Source organism: Roseateles noduli (assembly GCF_050626985.1).
GTDB classification, from domain to species: Bacteria; Pseudomonadota; Gammaproteobacteria; order Burkholderiales; family Burkholderiaceae_C; genus Roseateles; species Roseateles noduli_A.
Genome location: NZ_CP192463.1, coordinates 6188650 through 6213187, shown reverse-complemented (window position 1 = coordinate 6213187; position 24538 = coordinate 6188650). Strand labels below are relative to the sequence as shown.

Here is a 24538-nt window from a genome sequence, read left to right as displayed (position 1 = left end):
CGCTGTGCAAGCCGGACCGGTTCCCGCCAAGGCCCTGAATCCGAAGAATGCGGGTCATCGGGTGCTCACCCACCCTCGCCTCCTTCCTCTTCACGCCATCTTGACCCATCCTCCGGGAGTCGCCATGTCCAGTCTTCCCATGCCTTCAAACGCCGCCGCCGCCGCGCCGCGCGACCCCGCCACCCCGTCCACGCCGCTGATCGTGCTGCTGGCGGCGTCGGCGGGCCTCGGCGCCGCGTCGCTGTACTACAGCCAGCCGATCCTGGCGCCACTCGCCGAGGACCTGCACGCCTCGACCGCCGGCATCGGCGCGGTGCCGATGCTGACGCAGCTGGGCTACGCGGCCGGCATCCTGCTGCTGACGCCGCTCGGCGACCGCTTCGATCGCCGCAAGGTCATCCTGACCAAGTTCGTGCTGCTGATCGCCACGCTGCTCCTGTGCGGCTTCGCGCCGGGCTTCGCGCCTTTCCTGGTCGCGAGCGCGGTGCTCGGACTGACAGCGACGCTGGCACAGGACGTCGTGCCGATGGCCGCCTCGCTGAGCCCGGCGGAACATCGCGGCCGCATCGTCGGCCAGGTGATGACCGGACTGCTGCTCGGCATCCTGCTGTCGCGCGTGATGAGCGGCGTGATCGCGCAGGCGCTGGGCTGGCGCTGGGTCTACGGCCTGGCGGCGCTGGCGCTGACAGTCGCGGGCCTGGCCAGCTGGCGCTGGCTGCCGTCCTCGCCGCCGGTGATGCGCACGACGTATGGTGCGCTGCTGAGCTCGCTCGGCGGCCTGTGGCGGACGCTGCCGACGCTGCGTCGCGCCGCGATCGCGCAGGCGCTGCTGGCCGTGGCGTTCAGCGCGTTCTGGTCGACGCTGGCGGTAATGCTGCACGAGCGCTTCGGCCTGGGCAGCGCGGTGTCGGGCGCGTTCGGTCTGGCCGGTGCTGCGGGCGCCTTGGCCGCGCCGCTGGCGGGTCGTTTCGCCGACAAGCGCGGCCCCGGCCTGGTGACCAAGCTGGGCTCGCTGCTGGTGGCGCTGTCCTTCGCGGTGATGTCGGTGACGGCCTGGCTGGACCGCGGCGCGGCGATCGTCGTGCTGGTGGTGCTCGCGATCGTCTTCGACTTTGGCGTGCAGGCCGCGCTGGTGGCGCACCAGACGATCGTCTACAGCTTGGACCCGGCCGCGCGCAGCCGCCTCAACGCACTGCTGTTCACGGGCATGTTCATCGGCATGGCCACCGGCGCGGCGCTGGGCAGCGTGCTGCTCACGCACTGGGGATGGATTGGCGTGACGGGCCTGGCGACGGTGGCGAGCGTCGGCGCCTTGCTCGTGCGGCTCACCGCCGACGAATGACGCCGCGCGCGCGGGGCACGCTCAGTCGCCCCGCCCGAGGAAGGCCCGGATCGCCGTGATCCGGCCTTCCGCGTCGAAGTCCAGCACATCGACGACGAACAGCTCGATGTGCCCGTCGACGAGGATGCGCAGTTCGCCGGCCACCGAGCTCGCGTTCTCCAGCACTCGAAGCACCTCGATGTGGATCGAGGCGGCGGACTCGAAGTTCTTGCGCGTCTCCGCGATCGCGGCATCGCGCCCCTTCACCGAGAGATTCCAATCACGCAGCGTGACGTCCTCCGAGAACATCGCGGCGATGCCGTCGAGGTCCTTGGCGGCGTAGCGGTGGAGGTAGTCGAGGAACGTGGCTTGGAAACTCATGGTGTGGAGGCAACGGTCGGCGGGGTCGCGCAGTATCGCGACCTTACGCATCAGTCACGATGACGCTTGAACAGACCGGGGTAGTCCAGGACCAGCAGGTCTTCATCCACCGGCAACTCCGCCTCGAAGCCTGAGCCGTTGAGCGACTCGAAGCGATAGAGCCGCTCGTCGAGCCGCGTATAGGCCTGCGCCTGCGGGCGCACGTTCAGCGCGGTGCCGTCGACCCAGGCCGTGCGGAACTCGCGTCGTTCCCCGACGGCCAACGGCACGCGCCGGATCGGAAAGCTGTTGGTGAACGGCGTGGGCCAGATGTCGATGTCGAGGCATCCGTCGAGTTCGGCGAGGACACGCCCCGCACCGTCCCGCCAATGGCCACTGCCGTCGGTCTTCAGCTGCATCGCACGGAGGGCACCGCCCTCGTCATCGATGAAGGACAAGGTCGCCTCGCGCAACCGCCACGACTCATCCCAGTCCAGCCGATAGGCGAGACGGAACGGTCCGACCTCTTCATCGATCGCGATCACGACGCCATCGGCACGCCCGTCGGAGAGCAGCAGGTGCTCGATGCCGACGCCGGGCTGCGCGGCGTTCCAGAGGGGGATCCAGCAGACGGTGCGCGGCAGCGGCATGTCAGACCGGCTGCGCCGCATGACACACCACGCACAGCTTGTTCCCATCCGGATCGCGGAAGTAGGCGCCGTAGTAGTGCTCATGATAGTCGGGGCGCAGACCGGGCGGTCCTTCGCAAGTGCCGCCGTGCGCGAGGGCCGCGGCATGTGCCGCGTCGACCATCGCGCGCGTGTCGGCCATGAACGCGGTCATGTGACCATTGCCGGCGGCGGGCGCGAGTTCGTCGAATGGCCTGCCGATGAGAAACAGAGGACGCGGCCCGGGCACCGACTGCCATCCCGCCCACGGTCGGCTGTCATCGCGGAAGCGCTGCGGCAGATTGAGCACGGCCATCAGCGGCGCGTAGAAGCCGATGGCGCGATCGAAGTCGGCGACGCCGATGAACACATGCGAGAACATGGCCGCGCCGCGCTCACTGCGTCCGGCCGCGCCAGCCGAGCAGGCTGACGCCCAGCGCGACGAAGCACGCGCCGAAGGTCCGGTTCATCAGCTTCACCCGCGTCGGCGACGCCAGCCCGCGCCGCAGCGCCCGCGCGAGCAGCACGTAGAACGCGTGCGCCAGCACCGCGCAGGACGAGAAGGTCACCGTCAGCACGACGAAATCGCGCAGCGCCGTCTCCGGGTGGTTCATGAACTGCGGGAACAGCGCGGTGAAGAACAGGATGGCCTTGGGATTGGTCAGCGCGACCATGATGCCGCGCAGGAAGAGCGCCTGGCGCGACAGGCCGGCGACCTCCGCCGCGGCGGCATCGCCCGTGGCCATCGACATCCGCGCGCCTTGGCGCCACTGCTTGATGCCCAGCCAGATCAGGTAGCAGGCGCCGAGCAGCTTCACGACCAGGAAGGCCTGGGCCGACGTGCTCAGCAGGACGCCGAGGCCCGCCGTCGTCGCCGCGGACACGGCCAGCAGGCCGATCGCATTGCCCAGCGATCCGACCATCGCGCGCCGCGGCCCGACGCTGAGCGAATTCGAGATCGCCATCAGCACCGCCGGCCCCGGCGTGAACGTGACGAACAGCGCCACACTGACAAAGCCCAACCAGCTGGTCACATCCACACCGATCTCCCAAGCGCACGACACAGAGGAGTCCGATGTTAGCGGGCACGGCTTCGGGGCTAGGATCGTCCGATCGATCACCCCTGCCCGGGAGTCCCCATGCGATCCGTGTTCCACCTGGCCTATCACGTGCGCGACCTCGACGACGCCCGCGCCTTCTACGGCGGCGTGCTCGGCTGCGAGGAGGGCCGCAGCACAGACACCTGGGTCGATTTCGATTTCTTCGGCCACCAGATCTCGCTGCACCTCGGCGAGCCGTTCAAGACCGGCAACACGGGCAAGGTCGGCGATCACCTGGTCCCGATGCCGCACCTCGGCGTGATCCTGGCGATGCCGGACTGGCGCGCGCTCGCGGACCGGCTGGAGACGCGCGGCATCGAGTTCGTGCTCAAGCCCAGCATCCGCTTCGCCGGCCAGCCCGGCGAGCAGGCGACGATGTTCTTCCTCGACCCTTCGGGCAATCCGATCGAGGTCAAGGGCTTCGCGTCCACGGACGGGATCTTCGCGACCTGATCCGTCCCGGTGACCGACCGCGCGTCCGCCCGCTCACCCGACTGCCCGCGATGAACGAGGCCGTCGCCATCGGCCCGCTCGTACTGCCATGGGCCTTCCTGCACCTGTGCGCGGCGGTCGCCGCGTCGCTGGCCGTCGCGACCTTCCTCAAGCGCAAGCGCGGGCAGGACGCGGGACCGCTGCTGTGGCGCAGCCTGTGGGTCGCCCTCGTGTTCGCGCGGCTCGGCTTCCTCTACCAGTACAAGGAGCTGTACGCCGAGCACCCGCTCAGCATCCTCAACCTGCGCGACGGCGGCTGGTCGCCCGAGGTCGGCATCGTCGCGATGTGGATGTACGCGACCTTCAAGTTGAGGAACGTGCCGGCGATGCGGCTCTCGGCGACCGTGCCGCTGGCGCTGGGCACCGCGATCGTGATCGCGGGGCAGATCCAGCTCGCCATGCGGCCTGCCGCCGAACCGCTGCCGGCCTTGCGCTTCGAGCAGTTGAACGGCGAGGCGATCGATCTCGCCGCGTTGCGCGGGAAGCCCGTGCTGATCAACTTGTGGGCGACCTGGTGCGGGCCGTGCATCCGCGAGATGCCGATGCTTGCGCAGGCGCAGCGCGACCGACCGGACGTGCGCTTCGTCTTCATCAACCAGGGCGAGGACGCGGCCCACGTCGCGAAGTGGCTGGGCCAGCAGCGCCTGACCATGAGCAATGTCGCCATCGACGAACGCCGGCAGGCCAGTGCTGTGTTCAAGCAGGCGGGTTATCCCACCACGCTGCTCTTCGATGCCTCGGGGAAGCTCGTCGGGAAACGCACCGGCGAGCTGTCGCAGCCGGCGCTGGAGGCGATGTTGGCGCGGCTGCGTTGACGCTGGCGGTCACAGGGTGCGCCGGCGCGTGGGTCCGCCTCACAAGCGCAAGCCGAGCCAGATGACCGTCTTCGTCGACGCGGCCACGATCGGCGTGAGCAGCGTCACCCACAACGAGCCTTCGCCGAGCTCGTCAGCGAAGGCATCGCAATGCTCACGCTCCTCGGCCACGATCGCGGCAATGGCGTCGACCGCCGCTGCGTCTTTCCCTTGCAGGCAGGCGACCTGGGCGTCGAGATGGGCCAGCACGACGCGCTCGACGGCGACCGTGGTCGCCGCGATGGCCCGGCGGCCGAGCAGGCCGGTCACGAGGCCCAGCCCGAAGCCGCCGAGGGCGCATGGCCAGTAGCTGCGGCACCGCGGCCGACCTCGGCGCTGCAGCTCGCGCCAGAAGATCGCCCGATGACCTTCCTCATGCGCCTTGAACTCGCGCAGCGCGGGAAGCATCGAGCGTGCCCGGATGCGCGCCATCAGGATCTGCCCCGCGTAGATATGCACGGCGCCGTGCTCGCCCGCATGGTTGACCTTCAGGAAGCGATCGCCGAGCGTTTCGCCGTCGCGCAAGGAGACAACAGTGAGATCCATCCGGCGAGTGTCGCCCACGCCTTGTGACGCCGTCATGCGCGGTTTCTCCAGGGTCTGGCCGGCGGGCACGCACCTTGCCGCCATGTCGGCATGAGCACCACCGCCCCCACCCGCACCGTCCACCTCTACCTCTTCGAGGGCTTCGCCGACTGGGAGGCCGCCTACGCGGTCGCGGGCATCAACACGCCCGAATTCCAGAAGACGCCGGGCGACTGGCAGGTGAAGACCGTCGCCGCCGTCGGCGCCAACCTGGCGCGGTCGATGGGCGGCCTGTCGGTGATGCCCGACATCCGCCTGTCGACACTGTTCCCCGACGACAGCGAGCTGCTGATCCTTCCCGGCGGCGCCGGCTGGGACAAGGGCGAGCACATGGAGGCGGCGAAGAGGGCCAAGGAGTTCCTCGACGCCGGCAAGCGCGTCGCCGCGATCTGTGGCGCGACGGCGGGCCTCGCGCGGCTCGGCGTGCTCGACGATCGGCAGCACACGAGCAACGCGCTGTCCTACCTGAAGGGCGTCGACGAGTACGCCGGCAGTGACCGCTACGTCGACGAACCCGTCGTGATCGACCGCGGCTTGATCACCGCGGGCGGCATGTCGGCGCTGGACTTCGCGCGAGCGATCTTCGACACACTCGACATCTACGAGCCCGAGACGCTCGAGGCCTGGTACCAGCTCAACAAGACCGGCCAGTCGGCGTACTTCGCGAAGATGGCGCAGGGCGCGGGCGGACGCTGAGTCCGAGTCCGAGTCTGAGTCTGAGTCTGAGTCTGAGTCTGAGACGAGCCGGCAGGCCGATCGTCCGTCCGGCACCGACGCCCAGGGGCGCGGGTCAGGCGCCCTTGGCCGCCGTGACGATGCCCTGCCCCGCCGCCCATGCGCCGATGTCGTCGCGGCGGATCGCCGCGGCCATCAAGCCCGGGAAGGCATCCGGCGTGCACGCGAACGACGGCACGCCCAGCGCCGCCAGCTTGGCCGCGAGCGCACGGTCGTAGGCCGGAGCGCCCTCGTCGCTCAGCGCCAGCAGGGCCACGCACTGCACGCCGCTCTCGACGAGGGACGCAGCGCGGCGCAGCAGCTGCGGCTCGACGCCGCCTTCGTACAGGTCGGAGATCAGCACGAAGATCGTGTTGCGCGGCTCGCGGATCAGCGACTGGCAATAGGCCACCGCGCCGTTGATGTCGGTCCCGCCGCCCAGTTGGACGCCGAACAGCAGATCGACCGGATCGTCGAGCTGCTCGGTCATGTCGACGACCGCCGTGTCGAAGACGACCAGCTTCGTGCTCACCGCCGGCAGCGACGCGAGCACCGCGCCGAAGATGCTCGAGTACACGACCGAGTTCGCCATCGACCCGCTCTGGTCGATGCACAACACCACCTCGCGCTGCGGACGTCGCGCCTTGCGACCGTAGCCGTGCAGCGTTTCGGGGATCACGGTGCGGAGTTCCGGCTGCCAGTGGCGCAGGTTGGCGCGGATCGTGCGATGCCAGTCGATCTCCGACAGCCGCGGCCGGCGGTTGCGCTGGCTACGGTCGAGCGCGCCGGTCACGGCCGCCCGCATCGGCTCCTCGAGCCGCTTCATCAGCTCATCGACGACCTGCCGCACGACACGACGCGCCGTCTCCTTCGTCCCCGCCGGGATCACCCGCGACAGGGCCATCAGGTTGGCGACCAGGTGCACGTCCGGCTGCACGCCTTGCAGCATCTCCGGCTGCAGCAGCATGTCACGCAGGTGCAGACGCTCCAGCGCGTCCTTCTGCATCACCTGCACCACCGTGCTGGGGAAGTACTTGCGGATGTCGCCGAGCCAGCGCGCCACGCGCGGCGCCGAGTTGCCGCGACCGCCACGGCGGTCGTCGCCCAGGCCACCACCGTCGTCGTAGAGCGCGCTCAGCGCCTGGTCCATCTCCACCGCGTCGCCGTTCAGGCCGCCGCAGCTGTCCTCGGCTTCGCCGCCGAGCACCAGGCGCCATCGGCGCAGGCGATCCGCATCGGTCGTCGTCACGGGGCCGGTCACGACGGGCGTCGGGTCCTTCAAGTCGTCAGGCGCGCTCATGCATCCACTCCCAGCATCACTCGCAGCAACGGCAGGGGCAGCGCCGCGCGCGCTTCGTCCCACTCCGCCGCTGCCATCACGGCGCCGGCACCACCGCCCTTGCGCGCCGCGCGCTGACCGAGGTCGCGTCGCTCGCCCGCGTCGAAGTGCGCGAAGGTGCGACGCACCAGCGGCAGCACGCGGATGAAGTGCTCGTCGTCGAGTCCGCTCAGCCACGCATCGACCAGCGGCCAGACGCCGTCGTGATGCAGCAGCACGACAGCATTGCGATTGAGGAACCCATCGAGCCACGCAGCGGCCCTGGCCGGTTCCGCCGCGCGCGACAGCTGCAGGGACATCGCCGTGCCGGCGTCGTCCGCCGTGATCAGGCCGTCGTCCAGCAGCAGTCGCGTGCAGAGGCCGCGCAGCAGCGCATGTGCGCCCTCGCGGCCGGCCAGTTGCGCGATGGCGGCCCGCCACTGCGTCGACGGCTCGGACTGGCGACCCGGATCGCGCAGCCGCACCGCCGCCTGCGCGCCAAGAAGCCGATCGCGGATCTGTTCCGCCGCGGCCTCGTCCAGCGAGTCGCCCATCAGCGGCAGGCTGATCGCCGCGCGCGTCACGAGGCCGTCGAAGACCTGCCCCACCATCTGCGCATCGGTCTGCCGCACATTGCCGTAGCGGAAGACGTTGGCCAGCGGCGGCAACGCGCCCAGCAACTGGTCGGCATCGCCGGTGACGGCGGCATGGTCCTGCAGCGCGCGGGACGCGATCGTCACCGCCTCCGGCAGGTCGGCCAGCAGCACGCGATCGACCAGCTCGGCCAACGCGGCGAGCGTGGGGCCCTTGCCGGCACTTAGCGCGCTCACCGCACTGCCGGCACCACCGGCGCCACCGCTGCCGCTGGGGCCGTTGGCGCGGTTGGCGTTTCCGAACGTCGCGGCACGCCCGCAGCGCTCGGCCACCGCGGTCGTGGCCGCCCGCGCGACGGACTGCCCCCAGCGGCTCGCCTCGATCACGCGCAGCGCGAACTCCGGCTGCCACTGCAGCGTCCAGATCTCGTGGAAGGTGCCGCGCGAGGACTTGCCCGTGCGCGCGATCTCGCCCCACGGCAGATCGATCAGCCGCAACCGGTGCAGCAGATGGCTGCGCGCCAGATCGTTGGGCTGGCGCAGGTCGAGGTCGAGCGTCTTCTGCGTCGCCTCGGGCTTCATGCGCAGCGACTTCTGCAGCTGCTCCAGATCGCGCTGCAGCGGCACGGTGGGCACGTCGGACGGCACGCTCCCGAGGCGATCGCCGATGACCAGCTCGTCGCGGATGAAACCGAGCACCGCCTCGTCGCCCAGCGTCATGACGGTGCGCGTCGCCTCGTGCAACTCGTCCAGGCCCGGCGCGGGTCGCTGCCGCAACGCGGCCAGCGTGTCGGCGAGCCGGGCGGCCTCGATCAGATGGGCGGAGGAGCAATCGAGATCACGCTCGCGCATCAGCCGCGCCACGCGCGCCAGCCAGCCGATCGCACGGGGACGGCGCTCGCCGTCGAGTCCGCTGAGCCACAGGTGTTCGTACCAGCCGGGCGAGTGGATGCCGGCGCCGTAGCCGCTTTCGCGCGCCAGGTGCCGGTAGGTCCACGGCACCCAGGTGCTCGTGACCTTGAGCTTGGGCTGGCCCTTGAGCAGCGCCTGGTCAGCCTTCGCGGTGACCTCGGCCCGCAAGCCCCCCAGGTGCCACGCGCCGCAGACGACCGCGATGCGCGCGAAGCCCTCCTTGCGCGCCGCGCGGATGCACTGGCGCATGTGGGCCTCGCGCAGTGCCTCGCGATGCGCATGCGGCGTCCGGGGATCGAGCGTCTCGTCGTCGCCGGACTCGGCGCGCAAGGTCGTCATCGCCTCCGAAATCGCGGCGAACAGGTCCTCGCCGTCGCCGCGCTCCTCAACCATGTGGTTCCACCAGGTCTCGCCATCGGCGTAGCCGGCCGCGCGCGCGAGCCAGTCCAGCGGATCGCCGCGGCGCGTCGAGCGTTCCATGGGCTCTTCCGTCGCGGCATCCGCCTGGGCCTCGTCCGCATCGGGCGTGTCGGCCGTCCCCGCGGACCTGGGCTCCACGGACTTGGACTCTGCGGACTCGGCCTCGTCGGATTCGGACACCGCGGATTCGGACTCCGCGGATTCAGACTCGGCGGACTCGGGCTCCGCAGGCGCCTGCCCGGTCGCTTCTTCCCTCGCCTTCTCCAGCGCGAGCGAGACAGCGACCGGCAGATCGATGAACCGCACCGGCACGCCGGCGACGCCCGCCCAGCGCAAGGCCTGCCACTCCGGCGAGAAGCTCGCGAACGGGTGATAGACGGCGCGGCCGGATTCCTCCACGCCGTGCGTCAGCAGCGCGACTGGCGGCGCCATCGCGGGATCGAGCACGGCAGCGACGAGGCCGTCCGCCTCGGGCGGACCCTCGATCAGCACGCAGTCGGGCTTCAGCGCCTCGAACGCGGCAAGCAGGCTGCGCGCGCAGCCGGGGCCGTGGTGCCGCACGCCGAAGTAATGGACCGGATCGCTCATGACCGCTCAGGACATCTCGGGAGACTCGTCGGCTCAGGACTGCTCGCGGCAGGCGCGGTACAGGTCCTTCCACTCGGTGCGTTCCTTGACGACCGTCTCGAGGTATTCGTTCCAGACGACCTGGTCCTGCACGGGATCCTTGACGATCGCGCCGAGCAGGCCCGACGCCACGTCGCGCGGACGCAGCACACCGTCGCCGAAGTGTCCGGCCAGCGCCATGCCGCTGTTGATCACGGAGATCGCCTCCGCCGTCGACAGCGTGCCGCTGGGCGACTTCAGCTGCGTCTTGCCGTCCTCGGTGCGGCCGTTGCGCAGCTCGCGGAAGATCTGCACGATGCGCCGCACTTCCTTGAGCGCCGGCGGCTCCGCGGGCAGTTGCAGCGCGACGCCCAGTTCGGCCACGCGCTTGACGACGATGGACACCTCGGCCTCCTCGCTCGCCGGCACCGGCAGCACGACGGTGTTGAAGCGGCGCTTCAGCGCGGCGGACAGCTCGTTGACGCCCTTGTCGCGGTTGTTGGCCGTGGCAATCACGCTGAAGCCGCGCGTGGCCTGCACCTCGGATCCAAGCTCCGGCACCGGCAGCGTCTTCTCCGACAGCACGGTGATCAGGCTGTCCTGCACGTCGGCGGGGATGCGCGTCAGTTCCTCGATGCGCGCGATCTTGCCGGCGCGCATCGCCTTCATCATCGGGCTGGGCACCAGCGCCGCCTCGCTGGGTCCGTTGGCCAGCAGCTGCGCGTAGTTCCAGCCGTAGCGCAGCTGTTCCTCGCCGGTGCCGGCGGTGCCCTGGATCAGCAGCGTCGAATCGCCGCTGACCGCCGCCGACAGGTGCTCCGACACCCACGACTTCGCCGTGCCCGGCACGCCGTACAGCAGCAGCGCACGATCGGTCGCGAGCGTGGCGATGGCGATCTCCATCAGCCGCTCGTCGCCGATGTACTTGGCGCTGACCTCGAAGCCGTTCTCCAGCGTCCCGCCCATCAGGTAGCGCAGGACGGCCCACGGCGACATCGCCCAGTTCTCCGGACGCGTGCGGGTGTCCTGGCGCTTCAGCTCGGCGAGCTCCTCGGCGAACTGGTGCTCCGCATGACGGCGCAGGAGCTGCGAGGCGGCGGAGGTCTCGGTGGAAGTCGTCATGAGGTCCTCGGGGTCGGATCGGGTGAGAGGGCGAGCAGGGCGCGGCGTAGCGCTGCCGTCTGCGCGACGGCCTGCAGCTGCTCCGCGTGGGCGGCGGTTTCGTCGGCGGCGCGGATGTCGGCCAGCGAGGCGTAGGCGGAGAGGCTGTCGGCATGCACGACCGCGCCGAAGTCGACCAGCATCGCGCGGACGGCGTAGTCGTCCTTCAGCGTCCCGGCGCGGGCGCGCGACAGCAGTTGGCCGGTCATCGCCTGCGAGAGCTCCGCGCCGAGCATCTCGCCGCCGCTCGCCGCGGCGACGAGCGCCGACAGCGGCAAGGCGCCCTGTTGCAGGTGTCGCAGCCAGTGGCGTTCGCGACGGACCTGCGGCAGCCATTGGAGCGACTGCGCCGCCTGATGCGTCTGCAGCGGGGTCTGCGTCTCGAGGAAGGCTTCGCACCAGTCGATCTCGCGCGTCGCGGAGAGAACGTCGAACCAGCCGCGCATCACGGCGTCGGCCCAATCGGTCTTGATCGCCCATGCGAGCAACTCGACGGGCGTCATCCCTGTCGTGGTGGTCCACCAGTCCAGCGGCACCTGGCGCACCAGTTGACAGAGCCACCAGGCGCGTTCGCCGAGCTTCTCGGTGGACGAGCGCGCGATGACGATCTGATCGGACACCCAGTCGGCACTCGCCGCTTCGGGCGCATCGATGACCCAGTGCTGGCGCAGCAGCGCGCGCTCGCGGCGCAGCATCGGCGAGAGCCGCTCGACGGCGCGTCGTGGATGGGCCGCATCGGGCAGCCGCAGCAGCAGATCGAGCGCGACATCACGGACTTCTCGACTGCGGTCGGCGCGCAGCCGATCGAGGAGCGCCTCGTCGTCGATGCCGAGCCCGACCGCCAGTTGCGCCACCAGATCGGCGCGTTCCTTCGCGGAGAGTTCCGGCAGCGAGGCCTCCAGGCGTCGGCGACCCGCGGCGGGGTCGGCGGCGCGCTCGCGGGCAAGGAAGGCGCGACGCTGCTCCAGCGTACCGTCGGTCCATTGGGTCTCGCCGGGGGCGTCACCGGCTGCGCCCGCGGCGTAGTGCCAGTCCTCGCGCTGCCGCGCCAGCCACAGCCCGCGCTCGCCGAGCACCGGCAGCAACGGCGCGCGCAGTGCGACGGCGCGTCGTCCGGCGTCCAGCGCCAGCGGCAGCAGCATCTCGGGCAGGCGCAGATTCGCCTCGGCCAGTGCCACGAACGCCAACTGCTGAAGTCGCGTGGGCGCTTCGGTCAGCGCCCAGCGCAACAGCGTGCGCGGCGAGCCGGCGACGCCCTCGATCCCATCGAGGCGCTCGGGAACGACCGCGAGACGGTCGACGGCCGCGGGCTCCGCGGGCGGGGCGGTCCAGATGCGGTCCTGCGTGCCCGCGGCATCGCAAGTCGCGATGACGGCCATCGTGCGCAAGACCTGACCCGCCGGTCCCTCGACGATACTGGCGGGCGGCGCGGCCTGCGTGCCAGGCGCAGCCTGTCCGGGCGACGTGACCTGACCGACTTGTGCAACGAGCGCGCCGATCTCACCGGGCCATTCGGGCAGAGGACCGGACTGTCGGTCCGTCCCCACCATCGCCACGGGCAGCAGCGGCTTCCAGGCGCTCATGCGGCACTCCTCGACCACGCGGGGCCCTTCGTTCCAGACTGCCAGGCGGTGAGCGGACGCAGCGCACGGCCGTCCCACTCGCCCATGACGGCGAGCGGATGACCGCCGGCGACGGCAATCAACGACCACCAGTCGGCATCGCCGACCAGCAGCGGAACGGCGCGGCCGTCAGCCGTCAGATGGGGACCGGCATCGGCGGCGACCGGCGTCGCGTTCGCGAGCACGACCGGATGCAGCATCGCGAAGGGGTGGGCAGCCACGCGTTCAGCGACGCGTTGCCATTCGTCCTGCCAGGACTCGGATCCGGCGAGGCGCACCGTCCCGACGGCCCCCTCGGGCTCCAGCGTCGGCGACGCGTCGGCGATCAGTGCGCGCAGCGGCGCGTTGCCGGGATAGAAGGCGAGCGTCAGATCCGCGGCGATGCCGGGCAGCCACATGCCTTCGAAACCACGGCCGCCGTGCGCGTGATCGAGCAGCCACGCGCGCCGGCGCGAGCGCTCGCCGTGCAGCCAGACGCGGCGCTCATTCAGACGGCCTTCGCGCTCCTCGACGATCACGCCGAGGACCGCCCAGCGATCGGTGACGCGCTCCCCGGCCGCGAGCACCTCGGCCTGGTCGAGCGGCCAGCCGCAGACGGTGCGCAGATCGGCTTGAACGGGCTCCGGCAGCGTCTCGCGACGGGCGAGGCCCTCGCAGGCGAGCTGCAGCAGACCGAGGCGTGAGAGCGTGCGTTCCGGCCAGTCGGCGCCGACGCGCCAGCCGTCCGCGGCGGCGGCGATGCGCTGGCCGAGGCCGGGCGCCTGGGCATCCACCATGCGCGCCGCCATCGTGCGCCAGCCGCGGATCGCCGCGTCGTCGAGCGCGCCGAGTCCGCGACCGATCTGATCGCCGAGCCAGCGCTGCAGTTCAGCGGACGCTTCCTCGATGCGACGCCACCGGTGCGACTCGCGCTTGAGCGCGTTGTCGGGATCGGCAAGCGCCGACGCCGCCTGCGCGGGATCGACGCCGTCGGCGATCTGCGCGGCGCGCTCGGTCGCGCGCTCGACGGCCTTCTGGTCGCGCTCTTCCTTCTTCTGCGCGCGCTCGCCGCGGGAAGCGATCCATTCGGCGACCCAGGCGGGGGGCTCCGCGGCGGCGAAGCGGGAGGCGTCCTGCGCCCTCAGCATCAGCAACGCGAGGCCGTGCTTGCAGGGGAACTTGCGACTGGGACACGAACAGCGAAAGGCGGGACCGCTGAGGTCGACCTGCGTCTGGTAAGGCTTGGAGCCGCTGCCCTGGCATTCGCCCCAGACGGCGGCGTCATCGGCGCCGAGCAACGGCCATTTGGCCGGCGAGGTCAGCCCTCGCGCGGCCTTCGCCGATGCCTCGTCCGGCGCCAGCGCCAGCACGCCCTCCATGGTCAGCGTCATGCTGGCCCGCTCCCTGGTCGAATCGTTGTGGGTGAGTTCGAGCTGGAGTCTAGCCGGAGCGAGCCACTGATCGAACAGACAAGCCCAGTCGGCATCCGCTCAGCCCATAGACTGCACGTTCAAGAATAGAAATGAAAAGGGAGTCGACATGGACATTGCACTCAATCTCGCTCGCCACGGCAGAAGCTTCAATCCCGATGAACCGTCCGTCACATTGACGCCCACGGACATCAACTGGAACGATTTCAGCCACAACTACCACGCGCTGCTGACCATTCAGCTACCGAATCAACGTGAACCGTTTGTCCGTCGCGCATTGGTCATGCCGATCGACTGGACCAAGATTGCTCCATCCGGACACAGCTTTGAATCATGGCTGAACGCCATGATTCCCCCCACCGCACCAGCCGCCTCGATCTCCCCCCTCGACGAGGCGGGGCGTCCTCGCTTCATCACTCTGCTTCAGGGCGCGGATGCCTATCGCGACTTGGCCGCCCTTGTCACGGACCAGGGAGAACGTCGACAGCTCCTGGCAGTCTTCAATGAACTTCTTAGCCTGATGGAAACGGCTCGTCTCGACAAGGTCCATTCGGCCCAACTGATGAGGTCCGACGGCTTCTCTCTGGGTTTCATGCGGCGAGGATCCGCGTACCAGGCGCTCCACCGCGGCGGACGCTATCTTCTGGCCAATCCACCCGAATTGCTGTCGGACGCAAAACGAGACTTCCGCTTCTCCTGCAGCCTCAATGGCTTCAAAGGCGATCCGCACACCTTCACTGGCACGTTCCTGGATGAGTCCTCAGTCATCGATGATCGCATCCACTGTCTGATTGGCAAGAACGGTTGCGGAAAGACACGGCTCCTGCGAGAACTGGTTCTGGAGCTCGGACGCAAGTCGGAGAAGCCCGGCGCCGGATCCAGCTTCGTCACTGACGCCCAATCGTCGACAAGGGACGATTCAATCTTTGAAGGGCCGGACTTCCGAAGAGTCCTCTGCTTCTCGTTCGATGGCGGATCGAGTTTCCCGACTACGACACGACCGGATGCCTCCTTCGAATACGTCTTCGCAAACCTCAACGATCGAAATGTCGACGCCTCGAGATCAAGTCCCGAGGTGGCTTCGGGCCTGCCGACCCAATCTGCGAACACGACCCGCTTGCTGGTTGACATTCTCAGGAGCACGGACAGGTTGGGCCCCGACCAGAAGAGTCGCTTCACATTGCTGATGAATGCGCTGCGTGCTCATATCGACGCGCGGGTCATGATCCCTCTCACGGTGACTGGAAAGTCGATCCACGGCGCCATCGTTGGAGAAGATGGGCAGGCCTGGATCTCTCTTCAGCAGATCAACACACTCGGGGAGAAGCAGCAACTGACAGCGCTCGCCGCGGCGAACTTTGAGCACGAGGTTCGGTTCCGGTCGGGCTCCGAATGGATCGAACTCAGCTCCGGACATAGAGTCTTCTTCCGTTTCGCCATCAATTTCCTGAGCTACATCGACGAGGGCACGCTGGTCATCCTCGACGAACCGGAGACCCACCTGCACCCCAATCTGGTGTGCGATTTCATGACCTTGCTGTACGGCGTTCTGACTGCCACGAAGTCCATAGCACTCATTGCGACGCACTCCGCCTATGTCGTTCGCGAGGTCCCGACACATTGCGCTCATGTGTACATCGTCGACGAAGATGGTCCCGTGGAGAGTGAGGTCTATCTGCGCACGCTGGGAGCGAGCGTCGACAACATTTCTCAGGCGGTCTTTGGGGACGCCACTGCCAAGAAATTCCATCTCTCACTTGCCAAACAAGTGGCGGAGGGAACGCTACCTATCGAGGCGGTGATCAAGAAGTACGCCGAGGTCTTGAGTCCGGAAATGCTCTCTCGCATTGCGTCCCTGATGGAAGATGGCACCGAGGATGACCAGGACGTCATCGACTCGACGCGGTATCCAAACGGTCCGAAGGAGTAATGCGCCACATGCGTACCATCAGACCGCCCTCGAAGGCCAACAACGCGAAGGTACTCCGGCTCCTCGCTTCAGGAAGCACCGTGGTTAGCAGCCATGTAGCCAGTTTGAGAAAGGCATGCGTGACCTATCTTGAGACCGGGGGCGACCCGAGCAGGAACAAGCCCCTCCAGCTTCCAACTTCGGTGGCTGCGGAATTGGATGAACTCTATAAAGCCAAACGCGTACGCGACGGACTTCAGTGGATCAAAACCTATCGGTCGGCCAAAGGTCTCAGCCACTGCCCACTCTGCGGAAACAACGGGCCCACCACCCTGGAGCACTACTTGCCGAGGGCCCATTTTTCCGAGTTCACCATCTTCAGCTGGAATCTGATTCCTTCCTGCGGCACCTGCAATTCCAAACGCAACAAGTATGCGAGCACACCGACAACATCAACCCCGCTGATTCACCCCTATCTGGATGACGCGGCATATGACTAGGCGCTGGTGACTGCAACGCTAAAGCCTCCCTATGAAGGAGTCCAGTTCAGCCCTGCCGCGCTTGGCCATCTAAGTGGCACCATGCTGGCCCGCGTCGAACATCAGATTGACAGGTGCATCAACACGACACGATTCCACGAAACGCTCGTGAGCAAATGGAACGTGTGGCGCGGAAAGGCGTCTGGCTACAAGACCCTCAGAGGGCTGCGAAATGGTCTGCAGCGGGAACTCGCGGCGACGGTTGGGCCCATGGGGGAGAATTCTTGGGACGCTGTCTTTCTGAGGGCAGTGCTTGCCGACCCCGAGGCCTTGGCCTGGATGCACACCAATCCGATCCAGACCTCCGCAGTACGTCGTTACCGCGGCGTTGCACGCTGACGGCGCCCGGATGATTGGATAGGTCTACGTCAGTCGCCGGCTGTTTCAAGGTTGCAGCCTGAACGCCTCAAGCTGCTTGATGCGCACCTGCGCGTGATCGCGCATGCACCCAAGGTACTGCAGGTTGCGGATCGAGCCTTCAGACCACAGGTCGAGCACCGCCTTGCAATCGGCCTCGCGGAACTTCACCCACAGGCGCTGAGCGGCGACGAGGCTGTCCTTCGGCTTCGCCGGCTTGGCTCCGCCGACCTTGGCGGGCGTTTCCGCCAGCACGCGGCGATAGATTTCGTTGAGCTGCTTCTCGACCTGCTGCTGCTCCTGTGTGGCGCAGTCGTTCATGTCGACGGTGCTCACGGCGTTGGCGCAGTCCAGCGCATGCGCAGAGGAGGCGGCGAACATGACCAGCGCCGCGAAGGCCAATCGTCGCGCGATGGCGCGGTCGAAACGGAAACCATTGCTCTTCATGGATGCTCCTTGTGATCACGAGGACGTACAGCTCGATAGGCGGATTGGATGCGCCCGGGATCGGCGGAGCCGGCCACATGCACAACGATCAATTCGTCCAACGCTTCGGTGGGATGAATTGCGCAGCGGACTGCGTAGTCGAACACCTCGCTCAGCGTCTCATCGTCATGCCAGGTGGTCATGACGAAGCCACTCTCCGGCACAGCGGTGCCGCTGAACTTTGCGATGTTGGCCCAATCGATGGCATCGTCCCAACTGCTTGCGGCCACGCCCCACGCCATGGCGTAGAGGCAGCCTTCGGCGACGAGCCAGTCGCTGATGCGATTCTGCTGAGCGGGCGTCACTGGGACTTCGGCCACGACGACTGCGCGGAATGGCGCACGCGCCGCGAGCGTGCGCAGCGCCCCGTCGGGATCGACGTGACGGTAGATCGGCAGCGGGATATCAATCGGACCTTCGCGCATGTGCATCCCCGTTTCGGGCTGTTTCATTTCTGCTGAGCACGAAATGACCTTCGACTTCCATCATGCGCAAGGAACCCGGCGCCGTGATGACCATCCGCTCGGTCAACTGCCGCTGAGCGGCACGTCGACGCGAATCAAGGCAAGCGCGCCAGCGCCTCGAGATACCGCGGCGCCAGCATCAGCTCATCCCACGTCAGCGGGGCCGACTGCGGCACCAGCGCCGCGCGGCGGGCCTCGCTGTCGATCGCCGGGGCCCACGAGCCCTTCGCCTGCGCGTCGGTCAGGCCGTCGAGCAGCTCGTCGATCGCGCGGCCGCCCTGCTCCTGGCTCTGGTTGCACAGCAGCACCAGATCGCAGCCCGCGCCCAGCGCCGCGAGCGCCGCCTCCGCGTAACCCACCGGGCGGCCTTCGATCACGCGCGCCGCGGCCATGCCGAGGTCGTCGCTGAACACCGCGCCGGCGAAGCCCAGGCGGTCGCGCAGGATGTCCTGCAGCCAGCGCTGGCTGAAACCCGCCGGCCGGCTGTCCACCTTGCGGTAGATCACGTGCGCCGGCATCACCGCCGACAGGCTCAGGCTCAGCCATTCGAAGGGCCGCACGTCCTCCGCCAGGATCGCCTTCAACGACCGCGTGTCCACCGGCACGCCCACGTGCGAATCGACGCTCACCGCCCCATGTCCCGGGAAGTGCTTGCCGCAGCTCGCCATGCCCGCCAGTGCCAGGCCTTGCATCAGGCTCTGCGCCAGCAGGCTCACCACGCGCGGATCGCTGTGGAAGCTGCGCGATCCGATCACCGGGCTGATCGACTGCCGACCCGCGTCCTGATGGTCCAGGTCCAGCACCGGCGCGAAGCTCATGTCGACGCCGCAGGCCCGCAGCTCCAGCGCGAGCACGAGGCCCGTCGCCGTCGCCGCCTGGATCGCCCGCATCGCGTCATCCATCCACAGCTCGCCGAGCGCGCGCATCGCCGGCAGCGCCGTGAAGCCGTCCGTGCGGAAGCGCTGGACGCGGCCGCCTTCCTGGTCCACCGCGATCAGCAGATCGGGGCGGATCGCCTTCGCCTCCGCGCACAGCGCGGTCAGCTGCGCGCGGTTCTCGAAGTGGCGCGCGAACAGGATCATCCCGCCCGTCAGCGGATGGGCCAGCCGGCGGCGGTCGTCCGCGGTCAGCGTCGTGCCGGCGATGTCCAGGATCACGGGCGAATGCAAGTGCTCGGTCATTGACTGTCTCTTTCGTTGTCTCTCGTTGGTCACGCGTCGTCGCGTGTTCAGGCGCGTTCAGATATCGCCGGCATCAATCCCGGGTCTCGACGACGACGAACGCCGTCGCATAGTCGGTCTCGTCGCTCACGCTGACGTGCGCGCTCAGCCCCTTGGCCTCGAACCACTCGGCCAGCGCGCCGTGCAGCTGGATGCCCGGCTTGCCGCTGCGCGCCTTGACGATCTCGCAGGCGCGCCACGTCATCGGCATCCGCATGCCCATGCCGATCGCCTTCGAGAACGCCTCCTTGGCCGAGAACCGCGTCGCCAGGTAGGCGATGCCCCGCGCCTCGACCTTGGCGTACCGCTCGCGGAACACCTCGATCTCGTGCGGACCCAGCACCTTCTCGGCGAAACGCACGCCGCGCCGTTGGAAGGTCTCCCGGATGCGCCGGATGTCGCAGACGTCCGTGCCGATGCCGTAGATCATCGCGAGCCTTTCATGCGCAGCGCGTACGCGCTTCGTGCCCGCTGTGTGGGCGTTGTATGGGCGTTGTGTGGGCGTCTGGTGCGGAAGTGCAATCAGACGTACGCGCGCTGGATGCAGCGCTGGTAGTCGCGCACCGCCTCGGTGTAGCCAAGCTCCAGCGCGTCCGCGATCAGCGCGTGGCCGATCGAGACCTCCGCCACGCCCGGCACCTCGCGCAGGAAGCGCGTCAGGTTGTCGCGGTTCAGGTCATGGCCGGCGTTGATGCCCACCCCTTGCGCCAGCGCCGCGCGCGCCGCGGCGGCGAAGGCCGCGACCACCTCGGCCTCGCGCGGCGTGCCGAAGGCGCTCGCCCAGGTCTCGGTGTAGAGCTCGATGCGGTCCGCGCCCAGCGCGGCCACGTGCGCCATCGCCTCCGGCAGCGGGTCCATGAACAGGCTCACCCGCACGCCCAGCGACTTGCATTCCGCGATCATCGGACGCAGGCGTTCGGCGTCGGCCGGCAGGTTCCAGCCGTGGTCCGAGGTGAACTGGTCCTCGCTGTCCGGCACGAAGGTCGCCTGATGCGGCCTCAGCTCGCGGATGAAGTCCATCAGGTTCTGCGTCGGGTTGCCCTCGATGTTGTACTCGGCCTGCGGCCAGGCCTTCATCAGCGTGGCGAGCTCACGCACGTCCTCGGCGCGGATGTGCCGCGCGTCGGGTCGCGGATGCACCGTGATGCCCTGCGCTCCAGCCTCCAGGCACAGCCGCGCCGCGCGCGTCACGCTGGGGATGCCCAGGTGGCGGGTGTTGCGCAGCAGCGCGACCTTGTTGACGTTGACCGACAGCGCGCATCGCGCGTCGTGTCGGCCGGATTCGGGAGCGATCAGCGGATTCATGTGAGCAGCTTCTGGACGTCGAGCAGCACTTGCCGCGTCCTCAATGGACGATGCCCGAGATGATAGTGAAGCAATGCGCGCGACAGCGGCTTCAGCGCCGGCCCCGCGAGTTCGCAGGCCTGCTGCAGCGCCGCCTGGCTGCCGTGCAGCAGCGCCGCCTGGAGCTGGATGAAGGCCTGCCCGGTGAGACTGGCCTGAGGCGTCGCGTCATGCGTGGGAACGATCACGCCGGATTCCGGTGCGAGCAAGTAGAGCCGTTCCGGATCGAGCGACGCCTGCGTCGTGGACAGCACGCTCAGGTCGGGCAGCAGGCCGCAGATGGACAGCATCTTCAGTTCGAAGGCCCGCAGCGCGGCATGCGCATCGTCCACCGACCGAAGTTGCGGCAGCAGCGCCGCGTAGGCGTCGAAGAGCTCCGGCTGCGCGTCCTGCCGCGGCAGGAACTTCATCAGCAGCTCGTTCACGTAATAGCCGCTGAACAACGCGGCCCCGCTGGGCAGCGTCTGCCCGCCGACCCACTCCGCGCCGCGCAGCGACTGGACCTCGGCCGCGCCGTCCTCGTTCATCTTCGACGGCTTGGACAGCGTCACCTGCAGCCGCAGGAAGGGCAGCAGCACCGATCTCAGCTGCGAGTACGGCCGCTTCGCGCCCTTCGCGACCACCGCCAGCCGGCCGTGCTCGCGGCTGAACAGGTCCAGCACGAGGCTGGTCTCGCTCCAGTCGTAATGGTGCAAAACAAAAGCCGCCTGCGTCGCGGGCGGCTTGGTGGCGCGGGTGGCCATGGGCCTCACTCGTAGCCGTAGCTTCTCAAGTGTTCTTCGGAATCGGCCCAGCCGGACCGGACCTTCACCCAGAGCTCGAGGAACACGCGCGCGTCCCACAGCTTCTCGAGCTCCTGACGGGTCTCGGAGCCGATGCGCTTCAGGCGCTCGCCGCCCTGGCCGATGATCATGCCCTTCTGGGCGTCGCGCTCGACCACGATGGTCGCGGCGATGCGGCGCAGGTTGCCCTCCTCTTCCCAGCGATCGATGATCACCGTCGCTTCGTAGGGCAGTTCGTCGCCGGTCAGGCGGAAGAGCTTCTCGCGGATCATCTCCGCGGCCATGAACTTCTCGCTGCGGTCGGTCAGCGCGTCTTCCTCGTAGAACCATTCCTGGTTCGGCAGGTAGGGCTTGAGGATCTGGAACAGGCGCTGCACGTCCGAGTCCTTCTTCGCCGACAGGGGCACGAACTCGGTGAAGTTGCGGCGCTCCTGCATGCTCTTGAGCCAGGGCATCATCTCGGCGCGGCGCGTCACCGCGTCCAGCTTGTTGGCGACCAGCACGACCGGCTTGTTCTGCGGCAGCAGCGACAGCACCTTCGCGTCGTCCAGGCCGAAGCGGCCAGCCTCGACGACGAACAGCACCAGGTCCACGTCCGCCAGCACGCCCTGCACCGTGCGGTTCAGGTTGCGGTTCAGCGCGCTGCTGTGTTTCGTCTGGAAGCCGGGCGTGTCGACGAAGACGAACTGCGCCTCGTCGACGGTGCGCACGCCGGTGATGCGGTGGCGGGTGGTCTGCGCCTTCTTCGAGGTGATCGAGACCTTCTGCCCGACCAGCGCGTTCAGCAGCGTCGACTTGCCGACGTTGGGCCGGCCGACGATCGCGATCAGGCCGCAGCGCAGGTCGCCCTCGTACGGCATCGCGCCGATGCCGCCCTGGACCGGGGACAGCTCGCCGCCTTCATCGTCCTCGTGCTCGTCGTGCACGTCGCCATCGTCGTCGGGGGCGATGGCGTCGGCGTCGTGGCCCAGCGGGGTCTCGGGGTCGTGCGGCGTGGCGGGGTCGTGCGGGGCGTTCAGATCAGGGTCCTCGGAAACAGGGGAATCGGAAAGGGAAGAAGCAGAAACGGAATCAGACGAGGACGTCGGCTTCGGCGTCCTCGGAGTGGTCGGTGCGTTCATCGCGGGCTCCGCGTCAGTCGCGCAGGCCGGTACCGGGCCGATCGCCGGCGAGCAGTTCGTCCAGCACCTGCCGGGCCGCCTCCTGCTCTGCGATCCGGCGCGAGCGGCCCTCGCCGCGGCGCGACAGCGTCAGCGCGGCCACTTCGCATTCGACGGTGAAAGTCTGCGCGTGGGCCTGGCCCCGCGTCTCGGCGATGCGGTAGGACGGCACCGGCAGCTTGCGCGCCTGCAGCCATTCCTGCAGCGCCGTCTTCGAATCCTTCGCCCACTGCTCGATGCCGCTCGCGGCGATCGTCTCGCCCAGCAGCCCGCGCACGATCTCGCGCGCGGCCTCGTAGCCGCCGTCCAGGAACGCGGCGCCGATCACGGCCTCCAGCGCGTCCGCCAGGATGGACGGCCGCTGGCCGCCGCCGCCACGGGCCTCGCCCTCGCTCATCCGCAGCGCTTCCGGCATCTGCAGCAGCAGCGCGAGCCGATGCAGGCTGTCCTCGCGCACCAGGTGCGCGCGGATGCGGGTCAGGTCGCCTTCGTCGGAGCCGGCGAAGCGGTCGAACAGCAGCGAAGACACCGTCAGGTTGAGCACCGCATCGCCCAGGAATTCCAGCCGCTCGTTGTGCTGCTGGCCGAAGCTGCGATGCGTCAGCGCGCGCTGCAGCAGGCCCGGCTGCTTGAAGCGGTAGCCGAGGCGTTGCTGGAGGGCGTCAAGCGCTTGCGGTGTCATGGACGGTGGTCAGGGAAGCGGTGGGCCGTGCGGTCAGCGTGACTCGCCTTTGTACTTGATCACCAGGAACACCGGGCCGAACAAGGGCACTTCCTTGTCGTAGGCGAAGCTGATCTTCACCTTGTCGTCGACCTTGGTGATGATCAGGTCCTTGGGCTCGATGCTGACGATCGAATACTCGATCTGCTTGGTGCGCTCGAACGAATCGCGCGCCGCGGGCACGGTCGACGGGCCGTCCTTGGCGATCTTGTCGATCGCGCGCTGGATCGTGTAGTACTCCATCACCGTCGGTACGACGCGCAGCAGGATCACCGACCCGCCGCCGATGATGACCGCCCAGAACAGCAGTCCCAGCAGGCTGATGCCCCGTTGAATCTTCCGTGCCCTCATCACGTGTCACTCCGGTGGTTGTTGTTGGAACAGCGTAGTCGATCGTTGGCCGTCAATCCGTGAATCGATGTGTCAGCCGGTGTGTCGGCGGGTCTTACTGGATGCCGCCGATGCGCTTCAGGCTGCCGAAGTTCATCCAGACCACGAAGGCGCGGCCCACGATGTTCTCATCCGGCACGAACCCCCAGAAGCGCGAATCCTGCGAGTTGTCGCGGTTGTCGCCCATCATGAAGTAGTGGCCGGCCGGCACCTTGCAGGTCACGCCTTCCAGCGTGTACTTGCAGTTCTCGTTGTAGGGGAAGTCGTACAGCTTCCCGATGCGTCCCTGCGGCTGCGCGTCCACCAGGATCTGGTGCTCGACCTCGCCCAGCTTCTCGGTATAGCGCGAACGGAAGCGCATCGAGTTCGGATCCTCGTCGAAGAACTCGCCCTGCGCGACCGTCTCGACCTGCTTGCCGTTCACGTACAGCTTCTGGTTCAGGTAGGCGATCTCGTCGCCCGGCAGGCCGACCGCCCGCTTGATGTAGTCGATGCTGGGGTTCTGCGGGTAGCGGAACACGACCACGTCGCCGCGCTTCACGTCGTTGTTGCTGATGATCTTCTTGTTGATCACCGGCAGTCTCACGCCGTAGTGGAACTTGTTCACCAGGATCAGGTCGCCGATCAGCAGCGTCGGCACCATCGAGCCGGACGGGATCTTGAACGGCTCGAACATGAACGAGCGCAGCAGGAAGACGATCAGGATCACCGGGAACAGGCCGGCGGTCCAGTCCAGCCACCAGGGCTGGCGCAGGATCTCCTCGCGGGCGCCTTCGACGTCGCCGTCGACGCGCTGGATGCCCTGCGCGGCCAGCGAGGCGCGGCGCTGTTCGTCGTTCTTGGCCAGCCGCTCCGCCGCGCGTTCCCGCGAGGGCTGGAAGTGGAAGCGCTCGGCCAGCCAGTACGCCAGCGTCACCGTGGTCAGGATCAGCAGCAGCAGGGAGAAGTTGCCGTTCCAGTAGCCCTGGTACCAGCCGCCCAGGTAGGCGATCAGGGTCACGTACAGCAACCCGGTCAGTGCGCTCATGGCT

General features: G+C 68.3%; 27 protein-coding genes. 7 read left to right on the top strand and 20 right to left on the bottom strand.

Translation table 11 applies throughout. The annotated features are described in order from the left end of the window. The first annotated feature begins 124 nt into the window (after positions 1-124). Positions 125-1342, top strand: a complete 1218-nt coding sequence (locus ACQ4L4_RS27120) for an MFS transporter (protein WP_431101891.1) — start codon at positions 125-127, stop codon at positions 1340-1342. A 21-nt stretch (positions 1343-1363) separates the two neighbouring features. Here the strand turns inward: ACQ4L4_RS27120 and ACQ4L4_RS27115 are convergent, their stop codons facing one another. The 4 genes from ACQ4L4_RS27115 to ACQ4L4_RS27100 are packed head-to-tail and all read right to left on the bottom strand — an operon-like array spanning position 1364 to position 3389. Then, a complete protein-coding gene (locus ACQ4L4_RS27115; protein ID WP_431101890.1) occupies positions 1364-1702 on the bottom strand; it encodes a nuclear transport factor 2 family protein in 339 nt (112 codons plus the stop codon). Positions 1703-1752: 50 nt separating this feature from the next. Then, positions 1753-2331 (bottom strand): putative glycolipid-binding domain-containing protein, encoded by a 579-nt coding sequence (locus ACQ4L4_RS27110; RefSeq protein WP_431101889.1) that lies wholly within the window; start codon positions 2329-2331, stop codon positions 1753-1755. Position 2332: 1 nt separating this feature from the next. Beyond that, positions 2333-2731: a VOC family protein gene (locus tag ACQ4L4_RS27105; RefSeq protein ID WP_431101888.1), complete on the bottom strand. Its 399-nt coding sequence runs from the start codon at positions 2729-2731 to the stop codon at positions 2333-2335. Positions 2732-2744: 13 nt separating this feature from the next. Next, positions 2745-3389: a LysE family translocator gene (locus ACQ4L4_RS27100; protein ID WP_431101887.1), complete on the bottom strand. Its 645-nt coding sequence runs from the start codon at positions 3387-3389 to the stop codon at positions 2745-2747. Positions 3390-3488: 99 nt separating this feature from the next. Here ACQ4L4_RS27100 and ACQ4L4_RS27095 point away from each other — a divergent pair, with 99 nt between their 5' ends. Together ACQ4L4_RS27095 and ACQ4L4_RS27090 are read left to right on the top strand one after the other, a co-directional pair. Then, positions 3489-3902, top strand: a complete 414-nt coding sequence (locus ACQ4L4_RS27095; RefSeq protein ID WP_431101886.1) for a VOC family protein — start codon at positions 3489-3491, stop codon at positions 3900-3902. A gap of 50 nt (positions 3903-3952) precedes the next feature. After that, entirely contained in the window at positions 3953-4756 is an 804-nt protein-coding gene (locus tag ACQ4L4_RS27090) for a redoxin family protein (protein WP_431101885.1), read from the top strand. Between the two features lie 39 nt (positions 4757-4795). On the opposite strand, the gene ACQ4L4_RS27085 is transcribed toward ACQ4L4_RS27090, so the two are convergent. After that, positions 4796-5410 carry a demethoxyubiquinone hydroxylase family protein gene (locus tag ACQ4L4_RS27085; RefSeq protein WP_431101884.1) on the bottom strand — a complete coding sequence of 205 codons (615 nt, stop codon included), beginning with the start codon at positions 5408-5410 and terminating at the stop codon, positions 4796-4798. 21 nt (positions 5411-5431) lie between these two features. On the opposite strand from ACQ4L4_RS27085, the gene ACQ4L4_RS27080 reads away from it, so the two are divergent. Next, positions 5432-6076, top strand: coding sequence for a DJ-1/PfpI family protein (locus ACQ4L4_RS27080; RefSeq protein WP_431101883.1), 645 nt, complete (start codon positions 5432-5434; stop codon positions 6074-6076). A 94-nt stretch (positions 6077-6170) separates the two neighbouring features. On the opposite strand, the gene ACQ4L4_RS27075 is transcribed toward ACQ4L4_RS27080, so the two are convergent. The 5 genes from ACQ4L4_RS27075 to ACQ4L4_RS27055 are packed head-to-tail and all read right to left on the bottom strand — an operon-like array spanning position 6171 to position 14096. Then, on the bottom strand, positions 6171-7394 hold the full coding sequence (locus ACQ4L4_RS27075; RefSeq protein ID WP_431101882.1) for a VWA domain-containing protein: 1224 nt from the start codon (positions 7392-7394) through the stop codon (positions 6171-6173). Beyond that, complete coding sequence (locus ACQ4L4_RS27070) at positions 7391-9925, bottom strand: DUF5682 family protein (protein WP_431101881.1); 2535 nt, start codon at positions 9923-9925, stop codon at positions 7391-7393. Before ACQ4L4_RS27070 ends, ACQ4L4_RS27075 begins: the two co-directional genes overlap by 4 nt. A 33-nt stretch (positions 9926-9958) precedes the next feature. After that, positions 9959-11065, bottom strand: a complete 1107-nt coding sequence (locus tag ACQ4L4_RS27065) for an ATP-binding protein (RefSeq protein ID WP_431101880.1) — start codon at positions 11063-11065, stop codon at positions 9959-9961. Next, a complete protein-coding gene (locus ACQ4L4_RS27060) occupies positions 11062-12687 on the bottom strand; it encodes a DUF5691 domain-containing protein (protein WP_431101879.1) in 1626 nt (541 codons plus the stop codon). Before ACQ4L4_RS27060 ends, ACQ4L4_RS27065 begins: the two co-directional genes overlap by 4 nt. Continuing rightward, positions 12684-14096: an SWIM zinc finger family protein gene (locus ACQ4L4_RS27055; RefSeq protein ID WP_431101878.1), complete on the bottom strand. Its 1413-nt coding sequence runs from the start codon at positions 14094-14096 to the stop codon at positions 12684-12686. The genes ACQ4L4_RS27060 and ACQ4L4_RS27055 overlap by 4 nt, the downstream gene beginning before the upstream one ends. A 148-nt stretch (positions 14097-14244) precedes the next feature. On the opposite strand from ACQ4L4_RS27055, the gene ACQ4L4_RS27050 reads away from it, so the two are divergent. The 3 genes from ACQ4L4_RS27050 to ACQ4L4_RS27040 all read left to right on the top strand — a co-directional run bounded on the left by ACQ4L4_RS27050 (position 14245) and on the right by ACQ4L4_RS27040 (position 16922). After that, positions 14245-16065, top strand: a complete 1821-nt coding sequence (locus ACQ4L4_RS27050) for an AAA family ATPase (RefSeq protein WP_431101877.1) — start codon at positions 14245-14247, stop codon at positions 16063-16065. An 8-nt stretch (positions 16066-16073) separates the two neighbouring features. Then, positions 16074-16544 carry a hypothetical protein gene (locus ACQ4L4_RS27045; protein ID WP_431101876.1) on the top strand — a complete coding sequence of 157 codons (471 nt, stop codon included), beginning with the start codon at positions 16074-16076 and terminating at the stop codon, positions 16542-16544. An 81-nt stretch (positions 16545-16625) separates the two neighbouring features. Continuing rightward, positions 16626-16922, top strand: coding sequence for a hypothetical protein (locus ACQ4L4_RS27040; protein ID WP_431101875.1), 297 nt, complete (start codon positions 16626-16628; stop codon positions 16920-16922). A gap of 45 nt (positions 16923-16967) precedes the next feature. Here the strand turns inward: ACQ4L4_RS27040 and ACQ4L4_RS27035 are convergent, their stop codons facing one another. The 10 genes from ACQ4L4_RS27035 to lepB all read right to left on the bottom strand — a co-directional run bounded on the left by ACQ4L4_RS27035 (position 16968) and on the right by lepB (position 24534). Further along, positions 16968-17387 (bottom strand): lysozyme inhibitor LprI family protein, encoded by a 420-nt coding sequence (locus ACQ4L4_RS27035; protein ID WP_431101874.1) that lies wholly within the window; start codon positions 17385-17387, stop codon positions 16968-16970. After that, positions 17384-17878 (bottom strand): DUF7684 family protein, encoded by a 495-nt coding sequence (locus tag ACQ4L4_RS27030; RefSeq protein WP_431101873.1) that lies wholly within the window; start codon positions 17876-17878, stop codon positions 17384-17386. Before ACQ4L4_RS27030 ends, ACQ4L4_RS27035 begins: the two co-directional genes overlap by 4 nt. 107 nt (positions 17879-17985) lie before the next feature. After that, the gene (gene nagZ, locus ACQ4L4_RS27025; RefSeq protein WP_431101872.1) at positions 17986-19071 is read right to left on the bottom strand and encodes a beta-N-acetylhexosaminidase; all 1086 of its coding nucleotides are present in this window, start codon (positions 19069-19071) and stop codon (positions 17986-17988) included. A gap of 73 nt (positions 19072-19144) precedes the next feature. Further along, positions 19145-19540 carry a holo-ACP synthase gene (gene acpS / locus ACQ4L4_RS27020; RefSeq protein ID WP_088406275.1) on the bottom strand — a complete coding sequence of 132 codons (396 nt, stop codon included), beginning with the start codon at positions 19538-19540 and terminating at the stop codon, positions 19145-19147. A 92-nt stretch (positions 19541-19632) separates the two neighbouring features. Next, the gene (locus ACQ4L4_RS27015; RefSeq protein WP_431101871.1) at positions 19633-20415 is read right to left on the bottom strand and encodes a pyridoxine 5'-phosphate synthase; all 783 of its coding nucleotides are present in this window, start codon (positions 20413-20415) and stop codon (positions 19633-19635) included. After that, entirely contained in the window at positions 20412-21197 is a 786-nt protein-coding gene (gene recO / locus ACQ4L4_RS27010) for a DNA repair protein RecO (protein WP_431101870.1), read from the bottom strand. The genes ACQ4L4_RS27015 and recO overlap by 4 nt, the downstream gene beginning before the upstream one ends. 5 nt (positions 21198-21202) lie before the next feature. Further along, positions 21203-22096, bottom strand: coding sequence for a GTPase Era (era, locus tag ACQ4L4_RS27005; RefSeq protein WP_377161555.1), 894 nt, complete (start codon positions 22094-22096; stop codon positions 21203-21205). Between the two features lie 274 nt (positions 22097-22370). Continuing rightward, positions 22371-23078 carry a ribonuclease III gene (rnc, locus tag ACQ4L4_RS27000; protein ID WP_377157381.1) on the bottom strand — a complete coding sequence of 236 codons (708 nt, stop codon included), beginning with the start codon at positions 23076-23078 and terminating at the stop codon, positions 22371-22373. Between the two features lie 33 nt (positions 23079-23111). Further along, positions 23112-23468, bottom strand: coding sequence for a DUF4845 domain-containing protein (locus ACQ4L4_RS26995; RefSeq protein ID WP_431101869.1), 357 nt, complete (start codon positions 23466-23468; stop codon positions 23112-23114). Positions 23469-23562: 94 nt separating this feature from the next. Next, positions 23563-24534 carry a signal peptidase I gene (lepB, locus tag ACQ4L4_RS26990; protein WP_377157385.1) on the bottom strand — a complete coding sequence of 324 codons (972 nt, stop codon included), beginning with the start codon at positions 24532-24534 and terminating at the stop codon, positions 23563-23565. Between the last annotated feature and the right edge of the window lie 4 nt (positions 24535-24538).

Excerpts from the sequence above, each read along its gene's own strand:
- ACQ4L4_RS27065 (WP_431101880.1), bottom strand. The coding sequence starts at position 11,065 with ATGACGACTTCCACCGAGACCTCCGCCGCCTCGCAGCTCCTGCGCCGT.
- ACQ4L4_RS27090 (WP_431101885.1), top strand. The coding sequence starts at position 3,953 with ATGAACGAGGCCGTCGCCATCGGCCCGCTCGTACTGCCATGGGCCTTC.
- ACQ4L4_RS27070 (WP_431101881.1), bottom strand. The coding sequence starts at position 9,925 with ATGAGCGATCCGGTCCATTACTTCGGCGTGCGGCACCACGGCCCCGGC.
- nagZ (WP_431101872.1), bottom strand. The coding sequence starts at position 19,071 with ATGACCGAGCACTTGCATTCGCCCGTGATCCTGGACATCGCCGGCACG.
- ACQ4L4_RS27060 (WP_431101879.1), bottom strand. The coding sequence starts at position 12,687 with ATGAGCGCCTGGAAGCCGCTGCTGCCCGTGGCGATGGTGGGGACGGAC.
- ACQ4L4_RS27120 (WP_431101891.1), top strand. The coding sequence starts at position 125 with ATGTCCAGTCTTCCCATGCCTTCAAACGCCGCCGCCGCCGCGCCGCGC.
- ACQ4L4_RS27045 (WP_431101876.1), top strand. The coding sequence starts at position 16,074 with ATGCGTACCATCAGACCGCCCTCGAAGGCCAACAACGCGAAGGTACTC.
- ACQ4L4_RS27040 (WP_431101875.1), top strand. The coding sequence starts at position 16,626 with ATGCTGGCCCGCGTCGAACATCAGATTGACAGGTGCATCAACACGACA.
- ACQ4L4_RS26995 (WP_431101869.1), bottom strand. The coding sequence starts at position 23,468 with ATGAGGGCACGGAAGATTCAACGGGGCATCAGCCTGCTGGGACTGCTG.
- ACQ4L4_RS27095 (WP_431101886.1), top strand. The coding sequence starts at position 3,489 with ATGCGATCCGTGTTCCACCTGGCCTATCACGTGCGCGACCTCGACGAC.
- ACQ4L4_RS27030 (WP_431101873.1), bottom strand. The coding sequence starts at position 17,878 with ATGAAACAGCCCGAAACGGGGATGCACATGCGCGAAGGTCCGATTGAT.
- recO (WP_431101870.1), bottom strand. The coding sequence starts at position 21,197 with ATGGCCACCCGCGCCACCAAGCCGCCCGCGACGCAGGCGGCTTTTGTT.
- ACQ4L4_RS27075 (WP_431101882.1), bottom strand. The coding sequence starts at position 7,394 with ATGAGCGCGCCTGACGACTTGAAGGACCCGACGCCCGTCGTGACCGGC.
- lepB (WP_377157385.1), bottom strand. The coding sequence starts at position 24,534 with ATGAGCGCACTGACCGGGTTGCTGTACGTGACCCTGATCGCCTACCTG.
- ACQ4L4_RS27015 (WP_431101871.1), bottom strand. The coding sequence starts at position 20,415 with ATGAATCCGCTGATCGCTCCCGAATCCGGCCGACACGACGCGCGATGC.
- ACQ4L4_RS27055 (WP_431101878.1), bottom strand. The coding sequence starts at position 14,096 with ATGACGCTGACCATGGAGGGCGTGCTGGCGCTGGCGCCGGACGAGGCA.
- ACQ4L4_RS27035 (WP_431101874.1), bottom strand. The coding sequence starts at position 17,387 with ATGAAGAGCAATGGTTTCCGTTTCGACCGCGCCATCGCGCGACGATTG.
- ACQ4L4_RS27105 (WP_431101888.1), bottom strand. The coding sequence starts at position 2,731 with ATGTTCTCGCATGTGTTCATCGGCGTCGCCGACTTCGATCGCGCCATC.
- ACQ4L4_RS27115 (WP_431101890.1), bottom strand. The coding sequence starts at position 1,702 with ATGAGTTTCCAAGCCACGTTCCTCGACTACCTCCACCGCTACGCCGCC.
- acpS (WP_088406275.1), bottom strand. The coding sequence starts at position 19,540 with ATGATCTACGGCATCGGCACGGACGTCTGCGACATCCGGCGCATCCGG.
- ACQ4L4_RS27080 (WP_431101883.1), top strand. The coding sequence starts at position 5,432 with ATGAGCACCACCGCCCCCACCCGCACCGTCCACCTCTACCTCTTCGAG.
- ACQ4L4_RS27050 (WP_431101877.1), top strand. The coding sequence starts at position 14,245 with ATGGACATTGCACTCAATCTCGCTCGCCACGGCAGAAGCTTCAATCCC.
- rnc (WP_377157381.1), bottom strand. The coding sequence starts at position 23,078 with ATGACACCGCAAGCGCTTGACGCCCTCCAGCAACGCCTCGGCTACCGC.
- era (WP_377161555.1), bottom strand. The coding sequence starts at position 22,096 with ATGCCGTACGAGGGCGACCTGCGCTGCGGCCTGATCGCGATCGTCGGC.
- ACQ4L4_RS27110 (WP_431101889.1), bottom strand. The coding sequence starts at position 2,331 with ATGCCGCTGCCGCGCACCGTCTGCTGGATCCCCCTCTGGAACGCCGCG.